The sequence below is a fragment of the Caulobacter sp. 602-2 genome (assembly GCF_011043625.1).
Lineage (GTDB): Bacteria > Pseudomonadota > Alphaproteobacteria > Caulobacterales > Caulobacteraceae > Caulobacter.
In genome coordinates this window covers 45,872-58,660 of the sequence record NZ_JAAKGT010000005.1, presented here as the reverse complement: position 1 = coordinate 58,660, position 12,789 = coordinate 45,872, and the positions used below count along the sequence as shown (strand labels likewise).

At 70.6% G+C, this 12,789-nt stretch carries 15 protein-coding genes; 8 read left to right on the top strand and 7 right to left on the bottom strand.

The features are described from left to right. Positions 1 to 40: 40 nt before the first annotated feature. Positions 41 to 463: an Rrf2 family transcriptional regulator gene (locus tag G5B46_RS12335; RefSeq protein WP_165259045.1), complete on the bottom strand. Its 423-nt coding sequence runs from the start codon at positions 461 to 463 to the stop codon at positions 41 to 43. Positions 464 to 567: 104 nt separating this feature from the next. Between G5B46_RS12335 and G5B46_RS12330 the strand changes: the two genes are divergently transcribed. The 4 genes from G5B46_RS12330 to G5B46_RS12315 all read left to right on the top strand — a co-directional run bounded on the left by G5B46_RS12330 (position 568) and on the right by G5B46_RS12315 (position 3,339). After that, entirely contained in the window at positions 568 to 1,227 is a 660-nt protein-coding gene (locus G5B46_RS12330) for a DUF1971 domain-containing protein (protein WP_165259043.1), read from the top strand. A gap of 33 nt (positions 1,228 to 1,260) precedes the next feature. After that, on the top strand, positions 1,261 to 2,472 hold the full coding sequence (hmpA, locus tag G5B46_RS12325; RefSeq protein ID WP_165259041.1) for an NO-inducible flavohemoprotein: 1,212 nt from the start codon (positions 1,261 to 1,263) through the stop codon (positions 2,470 to 2,472). Between the two features lie 55 nt (positions 2,473 to 2,527). Further along, positions 2,528 to 3,010, top strand: coding sequence for a hypothetical protein (locus G5B46_RS12320; RefSeq protein ID WP_165259040.1), 483 nt, complete (start codon positions 2,528 to 2,530; stop codon positions 3,008 to 3,010). 104 nt (positions 3,011 to 3,114) lie between these two features. Then, a complete protein-coding gene (locus G5B46_RS12315; RefSeq protein WP_165259038.1) occupies positions 3,115 to 3,339 on the top strand; it encodes a hexameric tyrosine-coordinated heme protein in 225 nt (74 codons plus the stop codon). Positions 3,340 to 3,495: 156 nt separating this feature from the next. On the opposite strand, the gene G5B46_RS12310 is transcribed toward G5B46_RS12315, so the two are convergent. Genes G5B46_RS12310 through G5B46_RS12290 form a run of 5 tightly spaced genes read right to left on the bottom strand, consistent with a single transcriptional unit; the run spans position 3,496 to position 8,133 of the window. Next, positions 3,496 to 4,257 carry a nucleotidyltransferase family protein gene (locus G5B46_RS12310; RefSeq protein WP_165259036.1) on the bottom strand — a complete coding sequence of 254 codons (762 nt, stop codon included), beginning with the start codon at positions 4,255 to 4,257 and terminating at the stop codon, positions 3,496 to 3,498. Next, positions 4,258 to 5,412: a ceramide synthase gene (gene bcerS, locus G5B46_RS12305; protein ID WP_165259034.1), complete on the bottom strand. Its 1,155-nt coding sequence runs from the start codon at positions 5,410 to 5,412 to the stop codon at positions 4,258 to 4,260. It lies immediately after the preceding gene. Next, a complete protein-coding gene (locus tag G5B46_RS12300) occupies positions 5,412 to 6,473 on the bottom strand; it encodes an LptF/LptG family permease (RefSeq protein WP_165259032.1) in 1,062 nt (353 codons plus the stop codon). The genes bcerS and G5B46_RS12300 overlap by 1 nt, the downstream gene beginning before the upstream one ends. Then, positions 6,470 to 7,654 (bottom strand): LptF/LptG family permease, encoded by a 1,185-nt coding sequence (locus G5B46_RS12295; protein ID WP_165259383.1) that lies wholly within the window; start codon positions 7,652 to 7,654, stop codon positions 6,470 to 6,472. Before G5B46_RS12295 ends, G5B46_RS12300 begins: the two co-directional genes overlap by 4 nt. A gap of 41 nt (positions 7,655 to 7,695) precedes the next feature. After that, positions 7,696 to 8,133 (bottom strand): HIT family protein, encoded by a 438-nt coding sequence (locus tag G5B46_RS12290; RefSeq protein WP_165259030.1) that lies wholly within the window; start codon positions 8,131 to 8,133, stop codon positions 7,696 to 7,698. Between the two features lie 188 nt (positions 8,134 to 8,321). Here G5B46_RS12290 and G5B46_RS12285 point away from each other — a divergent pair, with 188 nt between their 5' ends. After that, the gene (locus G5B46_RS12285; RefSeq protein WP_346764912.1) at positions 8,322 to 8,693 is read left to right on the top strand and encodes a DUF2141 domain-containing protein; all 372 of its coding nucleotides are present in this window, start codon (positions 8,322 to 8,324) and stop codon (positions 8,691 to 8,693) included. Between the two features lie 140 nt (positions 8,694 to 8,833). Here the strand turns inward: G5B46_RS12285 and G5B46_RS12280 are convergent, their stop codons facing one another. Continuing rightward, positions 8,834 to 9,721, bottom strand: a complete 888-nt coding sequence (locus G5B46_RS12280) for a metallophosphoesterase (protein ID WP_165259026.1) — start codon at positions 9,719 to 9,721, stop codon at positions 8,834 to 8,836. Between the two features lie 150 nt (positions 9,722 to 9,871). On the opposite strand from G5B46_RS12280, the gene G5B46_RS12275 reads away from it, so the two are divergent. Genes G5B46_RS12275 through G5B46_RS12265 form a run of 3 tightly spaced genes read left to right on the top strand, consistent with a single transcriptional unit; the run spans position 9,872 to position 12,758 of the window. Continuing rightward, positions 9,872 to 10,924 (top strand): CDP-alcohol phosphatidyltransferase family protein, encoded by a 1,053-nt coding sequence (locus tag G5B46_RS12275; protein ID WP_165259382.1) that lies wholly within the window; start codon positions 9,872 to 9,874, stop codon positions 10,922 to 10,924. Further along, the gene (locus G5B46_RS12270; protein WP_165259024.1) at positions 10,924 to 11,835 is read left to right on the top strand and encodes a diacylglycerol kinase family protein; all 912 of its coding nucleotides are present in this window, start codon (positions 10,924 to 10,926) and stop codon (positions 11,833 to 11,835) included. The genes G5B46_RS12275 and G5B46_RS12270 overlap by 1 nt, the downstream gene beginning before the upstream one ends. Then, the gene (locus G5B46_RS12265) at positions 11,832 to 12,758 is read left to right on the top strand and encodes a hypothetical protein (protein WP_165259022.1); all 927 of its coding nucleotides are present in this window, start codon (positions 11,832 to 11,834) and stop codon (positions 12,756 to 12,758) included. The genes G5B46_RS12270 and G5B46_RS12265 overlap by 4 nt, the downstream gene beginning before the upstream one ends. Positions 12,759 to 12,789: the final 31 nt, after the last annotated feature.

Below are 12,789 nucleotides of genomic sequence, written 5' to 3'. Positions count from 1 at the left end.
AGCCGAACGGCGTGTTTTATCGCCGTGTGGCGGAAGGGCCTCAGCCGGCTTCGGCGAACAGCCGGCGCAGCACATCGGGCTGGCGTGAGATGTCGGCGACGCTATAGCCGTCGAGCACGGCCAGGAAGGCCCGCGTGGCCTCGGCCAGCATGCGCGGCAGGCCGCAGCCAGGCGCGGCCAGGCATGACGAGCAGTCGACGAGGTCGAAGCCACCCTCGGTCTTGCGCACCAGGGCGCCGACATTGATCTGGTCGGCGGGGCGCGCCAGCCGCAGGCCGCCGCCGCGACCCCGCACCGTCTCGACGAAGCCCGCGCTCGCCAGTTGCTGCACCACCTTCATCAGGTGGTTCTGCGAGATGTCGTAGGCGCGGGCGATCTCGGCGATCGAGGCCAGGCGGCCGTCGTTGTTGGCCAGGTAGATGACCGTGCGCACCGCGTAGTCGGTGTAGCGGGTGAGCTTCATCGGCTCCCCTTAAGGGTTCGGCGCGGCGGATAAATCATGCATTCATATTGCATGTTTTAGGTCGCGAGAATAGATGCATTCCAGATGAATGAATTGAGGGCGTCATGTCCGCCAACCCCGTCTTCGACTTCGACGACACCGTTCTGCCGGCGTTGCTGACCAGCTTCTACGCCGCCGTGCGCGAGGATCCGCAGCTGGGCCCCGTCTTCGCCGACGCGGTGGAGGACTGGGACGAGCACCTCGACCGGCTGGCCGATTTCTGGTCGTCGGTGATGCGCGCCTCGGCCCGCTACAAGGGCAATCCGCTGGCCGCGCACATGAAGCACGTCGAGCGGATCGAGTCTGCGATGTTCGACCGCTGGCTGGCGCTGTGGCGGCAGGCGACGGATGCGTTCGTTCCGCCCCGCCACGCGGCCGAACTGCAGGAGAAGGCCGAGCGCATGGCCAGGAACCTGAACGGGGCGCTGGAAAGCCGTCGGCCGGCGCCGGACGCGCCTTACCGCTCGACCCCGGTGTTCGACGAGACGACCCTGCCCGAGGGCCTGCGTCGCGACCACAGCACCCAGGCCGGCGTCTGGGGCGTGATCCGCCTGATCGAGGGGCGGCTCGTCCTGCACTACGACGACCCCGATAGCCCGTCGGTCGAGCTGAGCCCCGGCGTTTGCGGCCTCGTCCGCCCGCGACAGATCCATCGGGTCGAGCCGCTGGGGCCGATCCGCATGCAGGTGGATTTCTACGACCGCGAACCCGCGCTCGCCGCCTGACGCCCGACACCCGACTTTCCAAGGAGCAAGACCATGCCCAAGCCGCTGAGCGCGGAGACGATCGCGCACGTCAAGGCCACGGCCCCGGCCGTCGCCGCGCGCGCCACCGAAGTGACCCGGGCGATGTACGCCCGGCTCTTCCAGGACGACCACATCAAGGCGCTGTTCAACCACGCCAACCAGGCCAGCGGTAAGCAGCATCACGCGCTGGCGGGCGCGATCGTCGGCTACGCCCTCAACATCGAGAACCTGGAGGCGCTGATCCCGGCCATCGAGCGCATGGCCCAGAAGCACGTCGGCTATCACGTGCTGCCCGAGCACTATCCCTATGTGGCCAACGCCCTGCTGGGGGCGATCGCCGAGGTCATGGGCGAGGCGGTGAACGACGAAATCCTGGCCGCCTGGGGCGAGGCGTACTGGTTCCTGGCCGGCCTGCTGCAGGAACGCGAGCACGGCATCCGCGAGGCGATCGAGGCGATCGACGGCGGCTGGAACGGCTGGCGCGCCTTCGAGATCGCCGAGCGCACGGTCGAGAGCGCGGTGATCACCTCGTTCGTGCTGCGGCCCAAGGACGGCGGCAAGGTTCTGCCGCACAAGCCCGGCCAGTACCTGACCCTGCGCCTGACGACGCCCGACCAGGGCGAGATCCGCCGCAACTACACCATCTCGAACGCGCCCAACCACGAGGCCTATCGCATCTCGGTCAAGCGCGAGGAGGGCGGGCAGGGCGGCTCGCGCTTCCTGCACGACGTGGCGCAGGTCGGCACGACGATCCTGCTGACCCCGCCGTCGGGCGACTTCTTCCTGCCGCAGGCGCAAGAGCGGCCGGTGGTGCTGCTGTCGGGCGGGGTGGGCCTGACGCCGATGGTCAGCATGCTGGAGACCATCGCCGACAAGCACCCAGAGCTGGAGACCGCCTTCGTCCATGGCGCGCTGGACGGAGCCAGCCACGCCATGGACGGTCACGTGCGGGCCCTGGCCAAGGCGCACGGCAAGACCTCGGTGGCGACCTTCTACGCCAAGCCCGCGGCCAATGACGAAGCCGGCCGCACCCACGACCACGACGGTTTGATCACTGTCGACTGGCTGAGGGCAAACACCCCGTTCGAGACCGCCGACTTCTTCCTGTGCGGGCCGCGTCCCTTCCTGAAGGCCTTCGTCGGCGGGCTGTCGCGGGCCGGGGTGGCCTCCGAGCGGATCCATTTCGAGTTCTTCGGCCCGGCCGACGAAGCCCTGGCCGTCTGAGTGCGCGTGTCTTTCCAACCCTGATCCGGCCGCCGAGCGGCCGAAGGAGCCTGTCATGGACTATGTCTCCACCACGACGCCGCTGACCTACGCCTTCTACGAAGGTCCGTCCTGGGAGCCGTCGGCGCCGCGCGCGCGGACGGCCCCGGCGGTGGTCGAACCCGCCCCTCGCGCGCCCCTGGCGCCCGAGCCGTCGACGCCGGATCTGCCCAAGGCGGTGGGCTGGATGATCGTGGGCGCCTATGGCGCGATCCTCGGGGCGTTCGGCCTGGCCTTCCTCGGCGACGCCGAGGTGGGTCTGGTGCTGGGCGTCTGCGCGGCCTATCTGGCCGTCTATCTGGGCGTGCCGGCGGTGATCCTGCGCATGGAGCCGAAGGCCGAAACCCGGCCCGACCTGGCCGATTTCCTGCGCCAGGGGCTCTCCACCTGGACGGGACGGGTCAGCGCCGGCTCGGCCCTGGCCCAGATCCTGACCATCCCCGTGGCCCTGGCCGTCGCGGCCGCCGGCCTTGGGGTCATCGTCAGGCTCAGCGCCTGACAGGTCCGGGCCCGATTGGACGGAACGGCGGAGCCATTCGTCCAATCGTCGCGCCGCTCCGGCGGTCTAGCTTTCCCAAGTCCGCAACACGAGGGGAGGGTTCGATGCCCGCCTGGCTGCCCAGCCTGATCACCGCCACGCCCGAAGAGGGCTACGACCTGGCCATCAAGCTCTCGCGGATGGCGGTCAAGAAGACCCAACCCTCCGACGAGGTTCGCGGCCGGCTGCGGGCGCTCTACGAGAACGACGCCCAGGCCCTGGTGGCCGTCTCGCACGTGGTGGCCGTGAACTTCGCCACCGTGGCGGCGGCGAACGGGTACTGGCGCTAAGCGGTTTCGAGGTTCACCCGACGACGGCCCCCAAATCCATTCTTCCCCGCGAAAGCGGGGACCCAAGCTGAGGCTGCGGTTCGTTCACCGCCGCACCTTTTCCTGAAAGGCGGCTTGGATCCCCGCCTTCGCGGGGAAGCTCGGTAGAAAATCGACCTAGACCGTCTCGCCGACGATCTTGCGGACCAGGTCGAGGTCGGCGGGCTTGTCGACGTCGACCGCCGCCAGGCCGTCCTGGGCGCGCACGGCGGCGGCCCGGACCCCGGCCAAGGCGCCCAGGCGGGCGATGGCCTCGTCCAGCGTCAGCAGGCCCAGCAGGTAGCGGACCAGCAGGCCGGGACCCAGCATGGCGGCGATCTTCCACGGCTGCTTGCGGTTCTGCTCGACCCGTCGCCACAGGGCGATCGCGGGCAGGGCGGCTTCCGAGCGGAAGAGGAAGAGGTTGCAGCCCGAGAAGCGGCCGTCGCGGAATTTCAGATAGGTGCGCTTGGTGTCCGGGGCGGCGGCGCGCACGCGTTCCTCCGGAGCCAGCATCAGGGCCACGTCGGTGTCGGCCGGCGCGTCGGCCAGGAACTGGGTGATCCACTCGGGCTTCAGCAGCGCGTGGTCGACGGTGGTGATCAGCAGGGGAAAGCCCAGGGCGTTCGCGCCCTCGCGTACGCTCTGGCTGGGGCCCTCGGTCGAGGCGGCGATGGCCGCGACGCCGTCGGGCAGCGCCGAGACGATGGCGGCGTCGGAGGTCGAGACGCCAATCGCCTCCGCGCCCGCCGCCTGCACGGCGCCCAGCACGCGGTCGAGCAGCGTGCGGCCCTGCAGCGTGATCAGGCCCTTGTGCGAGACGCCGGCATAGGTCGCGGCGCTGTCGATCTCGCCCGGCCGCGACCCGGCCAGGACCAGGGCCTTGAAGGGGAGGGTCACCTAGAGCGCCTTCTCGTAGACGCGATAGGTCTTGTAGATCTGGGCGCCCAGGGACTCGGCGATGCGGCGCATGGGCATGTTCTCTTCCAGCACCCACGAGATCTCGAAGCGCTCGTAGCCCAGCGCGATGGCCGAGGTGCGGCCCGCGTGCATCATCTGGAACGGCAGCATGCGGCCGCGGATGCTCTCGGAGAACTTGCGCTTGACGCCCATCAGCGGAATGCGGGCTGACTTCACGCGCTTGACCTTCAGCCGCCACAAGAGCTTGGCCCAGCCGAACGGCAGCAGCTTGCCGCCAAGGTCGCGGATGGCCTCGTTGACGTTGGGCAGGAACACCAGGAAGCCGGCGGCCTCGCCGTCGATCTCGGCGAACCAGGTCAGGCGCTTGTCGATCACGGCCTTTAGGGCCTTGGCCAGCTGGGCGGTCTCGGCCTCGGTAGTGGGGGTGAAGCCCCAGTTGTCCTTCCAGGCGTCGTTGAGGATCTCGGTCAGGGTGACCACCTCCTCGTCGTAGCGGCTCATGTCGAGTTGGCGCAGCACGACGCCCTCGGCCGGCGGACGCTCGGCGCGACGGCGCACGGCCGGCGGCAGGTCGGCCTGCATGGGAGCGAAGTAGGCGTAGACGTCCTTGACCTTGGCGTAGCCCTGCTGCTCGACGCGGCCGCCGGCATAGGCCGGATCGTGGCCCATCATCACCATCGGCGGGGTGTCGAAGCCGTCGACCAGCAGGCCGACCTCTTCGTTGATCGACAGGTTGAACGGACCCAGCACGTGGGTGCGGCCGCGTTCGCGCAGCCAGGCCTCGGCCGCGCGCAGCAGGGCGGCGAAGACCTCGGCATCATCCTCGGCGGCGATCAGGCCGAAGTGGCCGTCCAGGCGTCCGGGCGTGTTCTGTGGGGTCAGCTGGTCGATCTGGGCGCTGATCCGGCCGACGTCGCGGCCGCCGCGCACGGCCAGGAACAGCTGAACTTCGGCGTGCTGGAAGAACGGGTTGGTCTTGGGCGACAAGGCCTCGGTCCGCTCCAGGAAGAGCGGGGTGATCCAGTTCGGATCCTTGGCGTTCAGGCGGGCGGGCAGGGCGATGAAGCGCTTGAGCTCTTCAGGCGTGCGGACGGGCAGGACCGAGATCGCCTCGGCCGCGGAATCGAAAGGCATCATCCCTCCAGGGATACGAAGGCGCGCACGGCGAGGGCGGCGAAGACGACGGGGGCGGCCCAGGCGGCCAGGATCGGCGACAGGGCGCCGGATTCGCCCAGGGCCGACAGCAGGCCGTCGGCGACCAGGTAGACGAGGCCGGCGGCCAGGCCCGAGGTGAGCAGCACCGCGCCCTGGCCGCTGCGGAAGTTGGCCCAGGCGACGGGCGCGCTGAGCAGCAGCATCACGAGCGCGGCGATCGGGCCGGAGAAGGCCGTCTGCAGGCGGGTGGCGTAGAAGCTCTGCGGGCGGTCCGAGCCGCCGTTCTCCAGCGCCCGGCGAGCCGAGGCGGCCGAAGGCGCGGGGGCGTCGGCGAACAGGGCCTGCACGTCGGCCGGCCGCAGGGCGGTGGGCCAGGTCGCCGAGGCGGCGGTCATCGGCTCGACCCGGTCGCCGAGATAGCGGGTAGTGACCGGGCTCTGCAGCCGCCAGGCGCCGGCCTGGAACTGCGCCACGGGCGCGACGACGCGTTCGGTCAGGGCGCCGGTCTTGTCGCGGCGATAGATGGTCAGGTCGGTCAGGCGCGCGCCGTTGGGGCTGGCCTCCTTGGCGGTGACCAGGTCCTCGCCGGCCCGGAAGGTGCGCGAGGCGGGGGCCTTGCGGTCGGCGACCGGGGTGGTGGCGGCCCACCAGGCGCTGAGCGTCGGATCGGTGCGCGGCGCGACCACCTGTGCGCAGAGGGCGTCGAGCGCCAGCACGGCGATCGCGACAGGCACGGCCATCGCCACGATGCGATAGCCCGAGATGCCGGCCGCGCGCATGGCCACGACAGCATTCTCGCGGGCCAGCTGCGAGAAGGCGAACAGACCGCCGGCCAGCACCGCCAGCGGCGCGACCTGCTGGAACAGGGCCGGCGCGCGCAGGGCGGCGTAGTAGAACACCCCGCCGACGCCCAGGCCCCGGTCGAGAATGTCGGTGGTGACTTCCAGCAGGTCTAGGATCTGCAGGATCGCCATCAGGATCAGGACGGCGCCGAGCACGCGCGTGGCGACCGTGCGCAGGACGTAGAGCTGCAGCTTCATGCGGCGCGCTCCTTGCGCTGGAACGGCTTAAGGGCGCGGCGGAACCAGGCGCTCATGGCCAGCACCAGGCGCGAGATCGGCGTGTCGCCGGGGCGCGTGCGGCTGCCGACGAACAGCCAGACCGCAAGGCCGGTGAAGACCAGGAACGGCGCGCCGACGGCCGGAAGCGGGGCGATGCGCCCGGACTCGGCCAGGCTCTGGCCCAGCAGCAGGCTGTGCTGGAAGGCCAGCAGCAGCACCCCGGCCAGCAGCAGGCCGGGCGCGCGGTTGCCGCGCTTGGCGGCCAGGCCCAGCGGGAAGGCGAGCAGCGGCAGGAACGGCAGGAAGGCGGCTCGGGCGATGCGGCCGTAGAACTCGGCCATCAGCGTGGCCTTGGGCACGACGGGATTGGGCGACCTGGCCTGGTGCAGCAGTTCGCCCAGGGTCAGTTCGCGCTCGTCGCCGCCGCGGGCGCGCAGCAGGCTGGCGGCGGCCTTCAGCGGCGCCTCGGTGGTCAGGTCGTCGAAGGCCAGGCTGCGGTAGTTGCCGCGCGCGTCGCTGCCGATGCGGCGGCCCGACTTCAGGCGCATGGTCACGGTCTTGCCGTCGGCCGAGACCTGCAGGGTGGCGCTGGCGGCGGTGATCAGCTCTTCGTGGCCGGCCGCGTCGGGGCGGCGGATGAACACCCGGGTCAGGCTCTGGCCGGCGAGGTCGGCGCTGTCGGCGGTCATCAGCGAGCCGTCGTCGTCGATGAACGCCCCGCCCGACAGGCGGCCGTTCCAGCCGGCGTTGACGGCCGCGTGCATCACCGCGCGATAGGCGTAGCGGCTGTAGGGCTGGACGTAGCCGAACACCGCGATGCTGAACACGCTAAGCGCCAGGCCGATGCAGACGAAGGGCGCGGCGACCCGCTCCAGCGACTGGCCGCCGGCCAGCAGGGCGTCGATCTCCGAGCCGTCGGACAGCTTGCTGATGACGATGAACAGCGCCACGAAGAACGCCACCGGCAGGGCCAGGCCCAGATAGTGCGGCAACAGGTTCAGGGCCAGCTGGGTGACGTAGTCGAAGCGGGCGGCGCTCTGCGACAGCAGGTCCAGCAGTCGCAGCACCCGCTCCAGCAGCAGGGCGACGACGGTCAGGCCCAGGCACCCGGCCAGCGGCCAGCCCAGCAGGCGCAGCAGGTAGCGGTCGATCAGGCCCATGGCCGTGATGCGCCGCACGTCGAACTTCTTCTTCAGCTTGCTCACGCGGCGGACCACTCGGCGGCGAAATCCCCGGCCAGGCGCGCGACGGCCTCGTCATCCAGCGCGACGGCCGAGCCGAGGGCGGGGGCGGCGGGCCAACCGGTGTCAGGGAAGGGCGTTCCCTCGTGCTCGCGCGCGCCTTCGTACCGGGGCAGGACGTGGAAATGCACGTCGCGGTCGACCATCATCAGCATCAGATAGTTGATCTTCTCGTAGGCGACCTTGGCCTTCAGGACGCGTTCGATCCCGGCCACGGCGACCTGCATGTCGGCGAAGGCCGCGGGGCTGAGATCGGAAAAGGCCTGCACGGGTTCCTTGCATACCAGGACGAGAGACCCGAAAGTCGGCTGCTTGGGACGTACAAGGACCAACCAGTGGTCGGTCTCGGCCACTTTCGAGCGTGGGTAGCCGAATGCGAGGGCTGTGGGATTGGGCATGCGGCAACCGATACTTCAGGCGAGTCTGCGGGCGCTGATCGCGTCGGGGCGACAATAGGGACACGGCCTTTTACATGGAAGCACGAACCGTTCTTCCAGGCCTTGCAGCGCTAGGGACGCTGCTGGGCTTGCTGGGGATGGCGGCGCCGGCGGCGGCGAAGCAGGATTGCGTAGGCAGGGACACAGGCGTGCGGCTGACCGTGGAGGTTGGTCGCCTGAAGTCCGAGACGGGCGAGGTGACGGTCACGGTCTATCCGTCGGATCCCAGCCGTTTCCTGGCGCCGCGCGGCAAGCTGCTGCGCCTGCGGGTGCCGGCCAGCGCGCCGACGACCGAGGCCTGCTTCAACCTGCCCAAGGCCGACATCTACGCCGTGGCCGTCTACCACGACGCCAACGGCAACCACGATTTCGACCGCAACGGCGTGGGCCTGCCGACCGAGGGCTACGGCTTCTCGAACGACGCGCCGTCGCGGTTCGGCGTGCCGTCGTTCGATTCGGCGCGGTTCAGCGTCAAATCGGGGGAGAACACGATCCGGGTGCGCATGCGCTACGGGAAGTAGGGGGTGAGATCCTCCCCCCCGAAGGGGGAGGTGGCCCGGAGGGCCGGAGGGGGAAGTCACTTCGGCTTTTCAGGGGCTGCTTCCGCAGTCACCTCCCCCTCCGTCGGCTTCGCCGACACCTCCCCCTTCAGGGGGAGGGTCTACAGCAGAGAATACCGCCCCAGTTCGCGGATGCCGCCGGTCTGCGGATCCAGCCCGCGCGCGATAACGCGCAGCGAATAGCCGCCCTCGCGCGGCTCGATCTCCAGCGCGTGCCAGCGGGCCGGCGAATGGCCGCCGATCCAGGCCGAGGCCGAGGGCACGCCCAGCACCGGGATCGCGCGGCCGTCGGGGCCGGGCACCGTCGCCGTCAGCGACTCGTGGGCGTGGCCGTGCAGCACCAGGTCGGCGCCGCGCCGGGCGAGCACGGCGCGCAGCTGGCCCTGGTCGTCCAGCGACTTGCGGCCCGACACGGCGCCGGCGTTGGGCGGATGATGCAGCAGCACCACCTTGAAGCGGTCGGCCAGGGCCGGATCGGCCAGAAGGGCGTCGAGCTTCTCCAGCTGATCGGCGCCCAGCCGGCCGGTGGCCAGGTGCGGCGCCGTGGGCACGGCCGAGCACAGGTTGATCAGCGCCACCGGGCCGCGCAGCCGCACCTGCGGGAAGGCGGCCTCCTCGTCGTCGCCCAGCCAGGCGGTCCAGGGCGCGAAGCGGGCCTGGGCGGTCTGGCCGACCAGGGCGTCGTGGTTGCCGGGGCTGACGGTGATGGTCTCGGCCGGACCAAGGCTTTCGAGCCAGCGGCGGGCGGCGGCGATCTCGACGTCCGAGGCGAAGTTGGTGAGATCGCCGGTAATCGCCACATGGTCGGGGGCGTGGGCCTTCAGGTCGGCGACCAGGGCTTCCAGCACCTCGGGACGGTGGATCTTGTGCTTTCGGCGCCAGGCGATCCGGCTCAGCAGGCGCTTGGACGCCAGGTCGCGCCAGCCGAACGCGCCCGGCGGCGGCGGCAGGTGAGGGTCCGAAAGGTGGGCGAGGCGGAATATCGACAAGAGGGACCGGCGCGATTGTGGCGAATTTCGGCGAAGCTGCTTATCAATCGCCTCGGCTTTCAAGGGGTTTAAGTACCGGTGACCGGTGAAATCAATCCAGTCGCTTCGCGCGCCGTGACGGTGGGCGACAGCGAGGCGCGCATCTGGGGCATGACCTCGGGCGAGCGGCTGTCGCGCATCTATCGCCGGATCGGCGTTTCCGAGCAGGCGGGCGAGGGCGGCGACACGGTCGCCGTGCACGCCGGCTGGGTGTTCGACGAGTCGCTGATCAAGGCCCTGGCCGGTCGCCCCTGGGCGGTGCTGGTCGACGACGCCGGCGTCGCGACGGCGGTGAACGCCCCGGCCGAGGCTGCGGACGCGGCGGTGGCCGCCCTGGCGGCCGGCGGCGACCCGTCGAGCGTCGATCCCCGGTTCACGCGCCTGACGGCCCTGGAGCTCGGCTCGGCCTACAACAGCGCTCTGCGCAAGCGCGAGCCGCCGGTGCTGGAGCGCCTGACCAGGGACAGCGTGCGCGCGGTCGAAAAGCGCCTGTTCCAGGGCTCGTACAAGGGCGTCACCGACCTGGTGACCAAGTACATCTGGCCGACCCCGGCGCGGATCGTCACCCGCTGGTGCGCCTTGGCGAAGATGACACCCAACCAGGTGACCTTCATCGGCTTCCTGCTGACCATCGCCGCCTTCGTGCTGTTCTGGCGGGGCCAGTTCGGCTGGGGCCTGGTCTGCGCCTGGATCATGACCTTCCTCGACACGGTCGACGGCAAGCTGGCCCGGGTGACCCTGACCTCGTCCAAGTGGGGCAACGTCTTCGACCACGGCATCGACTTGGTGCACCCGCCGTTCTGGTGGTGGGCCTGGTATGTCGGCGTGTTCGCCGTCGGCCTGTCGATGCCGTATGCGCCGTTGCTGCTGGCCATCGTCGTCGGCGGCTATGTGGCCCAGCGGGTGGAGGAGGGGATCTTCCTGGCCCTCTTCAAGCTGGAGATGCACGCCTGGCGGCCGTTCGACAGCTTCTTCCGGCTGATCACCGCCCGTCGCAACCCGAACCTCATCCTGCTGACCGGCAGCGTGCTGGTCGGCCGACCCGACATCGGTTTCGTGCTGGTGGCGGCCTGGACGGCGATCTGCTTCCTCGTCCACGCCCTGCAGATCGTGCAGGGCGCGCTGGCCCCCAAGGGCTCGATCCAGTCCTGGCTGTCGCGGTGATGCGCGTCGGCGTCGTTCGGAACCCGCGCAGCCACGCCAACCAGGGGCGGGTGCATGCGCCCACGCCTGAAGGCGTGCGCGTGGTCGAGCCGGCGACGCGCGAGGCGCTGGGCGAGGAACTGGCCCGCTTCGCCGACGAGAGGATCGACCTTTTGGTCATCGACGGCGGCGACGGCACGGTGCGCGACGTGCTGGGCCTGACGCCGTCCACCTTCGGCGACGACATGCCGATGCTGGCGATCCTGCCGTCGGGCAAGACCAACGTGCTGGCCATCGACCTGGGCGCGCCGCGCGACTGGCGGCTGGAGGAGGCCCTGGCCGCCGCGGCCCAGGCCGAACCGCGCATCAAGATCCGGGCCCCGCTCGAAGTGCGCTTCGCCGACGGCCGCCCGCCGCTGCGGGGCTTCTTCTTCGGCCTGGGCGCCCTGGTGCGGGCCACCGCCCTGTCCAAGCGCGTCAACCGCATGGGCGTGTTCCAGAGCCTGTCGGTGGCCGTGACCCTGGCCGGCGCCACGCTGGGCGCGCTGTTCGGCGGCGCACGCGATCAATGGCGCCAGGGCGTGGCCGTGAAGGTGGCCATGGATGGCGAGGTCCAGCCCGAAGGCGAACGCTTCGTCCTGCTGGCCACGGCGCTGAAGCGCCTGCCGTTCAATCTCAAGCCCTTCGGTCCGCCGCGCGAGGGGCTGAAGGTGCTCGACGTCGACGCTCCCCCCAAGCGCCTGCTGCGCATGGTGCCCACGGTGGTGTCGGGCAAGGAAAAGCCGATCCTCGAGGCGCGCGGCTATCGCCGGCGTGATCCGGCGGCGCTCTACGCCTCGGGCCAGTTCGATTTCGTGCTCGACGGCGAGGTGTTCGAGGGCGGCAAGCTGGCGCTGGCCCTGGGCGCGCCGCTGCGGTTCGTGGTCGGATGAGCGCGGTCCGGCCGCTGGTCGAGGCCGAGCTCGCCCAGCCGATCCCGGCGCCGATCCGCGCCTTCGCCGAGCACCTGACGGGCCTGTTTCCGACCGCCCAGGCGGTGCTGTTCTACGGCTCGATCCTGCGTACGGGCGACCTGTCGGGCGTGCTGGACTTCTACGTGCTCACCGAGCGGCCGCCGCGCGGCCTGAGGGGCGTGGGCACCCGCATCCTGTGGCCGGACGTCAGCTATCACGAGCTGGAGCACGATCTAGGCCATGGGGGGATGACCCTGCGGGCCAAGGTCGCCTCGATGACCCTGTCGCGCTTCTCGCAGGCCGTGAAGGGCCGGGGGATCGACACCACGCTGTGGACCCGCTTCGTTCAGCCCTCGGGCCTGGTGTGGGCCGCCGACGCTGCCGCGCGCGAGGCGGTGGTCGAGGCCGTGCGCCGCGCCGCCCGCACCGCCGCCCGCTTCGCCACGGCCCTGGGCCCCGAGGAGGGACCGCCCGAGGCCTATTGGACGGCGCTGTTCCAGGAGACCTACGCCGCCGAGTTCCGGGTCGAGAAGGCCGGCCGCGAGGCCTCGATCCTGGCCTTCGACCCCGCGCACTATCAGCGCCTGCTGCCGGCCTGCTGGGCCGACGACGGCCGCTTCGACGGCGAGGGGCGCCCGGCGCCGCAGATGTCGGCCATCGAGCGCAAGCGCCTGAAGGCCGCCTGGCGGCTGCGGCGAAACCTCGGCAAGTCGCTGAACGTGGCCCGCCTGATCAAGGCCGCCTTCACCTTCCAGGGCGCGGCCCGCTACGCCGCCTGGAAGATCGAGCGCCACACCGGCTTCAAGGTCGAACTGACCCCCTGGCGCGAGCGCCATCCGGTGCTGGCTGCGCCAGGCATCCTGCTGGCGCTGTGGAAGTGGCGGCGGCAGGGGCTTCGCTGAGACGGTTGCTGGCGAGCGAGTGATGTGAAAG

What these genes read in the sequence shown, in the direction of transcription:
- G5B46_RS12275 (WP_165259382.1), top strand. Translation starts at nt 9,872, where the DNA reads ATGACCTCGGGCGAGCGGCTGTCGCGCATCTATCGCCGGATCGGCGTT.
- G5B46_RS12290 (WP_165259030.1), bottom strand. Translation starts at nt 8,133, where the DNA reads ATGCCCAATCCCACAGCCCTCGCATTCGGCTACCCACGCTCGAAAGTG.
- G5B46_RS12315 (WP_165259038.1), top strand. Translation starts at nt 3,115, where the DNA reads ATGCCCGCCTGGCTGCCCAGCCTGATCACCGCCACGCCCGAAGAGGGC.
- bcerS (WP_165259034.1), bottom strand. Translation starts at nt 5,412, where the DNA reads ATGCCTTTCGATTCCGCGGCCGAGGCGATCTCGGTCCTGCCCGTCCGC.
- G5B46_RS12270 (WP_165259024.1), top strand. Translation starts at nt 10,924, where the DNA reads ATGCGCGTCGGCGTCGTTCGGAACCCGCGCAGCCACGCCAACCAGGGG.
- G5B46_RS12320 (WP_165259040.1), top strand. Translation starts at nt 2,528, where the DNA reads ATGGACTATGTCTCCACCACGACGCCGCTGACCTACGCCTTCTACGAA.
- G5B46_RS12335 (WP_165259045.1), bottom strand. Translation starts at nt 463, where the DNA reads ATGAAGCTCACCCGCTACACCGACTACGCGGTGCGCACGGTCATCTAC.
- G5B46_RS12330 (WP_165259043.1), top strand. Translation starts at nt 568, where the DNA reads ATGTCCGCCAACCCCGTCTTCGACTTCGACGACACCGTTCTGCCGGCG.
- G5B46_RS12300 (WP_165259032.1), bottom strand. Translation starts at nt 6,473, where the DNA reads ATGAAGCTGCAGCTCTACGTCCTGCGCACGGTCGCCACGCGCGTGCTC.
- G5B46_RS12295 (WP_165259383.1), bottom strand. Translation starts at nt 7,654, where the DNA reads ATGGGCCTGATCGACCGCTACCTGCTGCGCCTGCTGGGCTGGCCGCTG.
- hmpA (WP_165259041.1), top strand. Translation starts at nt 1,261, where the DNA reads ATGCCCAAGCCGCTGAGCGCGGAGACGATCGCGCACGTCAAGGCCACG.
- G5B46_RS12265 (WP_165259022.1), top strand. Translation starts at nt 11,832, where the DNA reads ATGAGCGCGGTCCGGCCGCTGGTCGAGGCCGAGCTCGCCCAGCCGATC.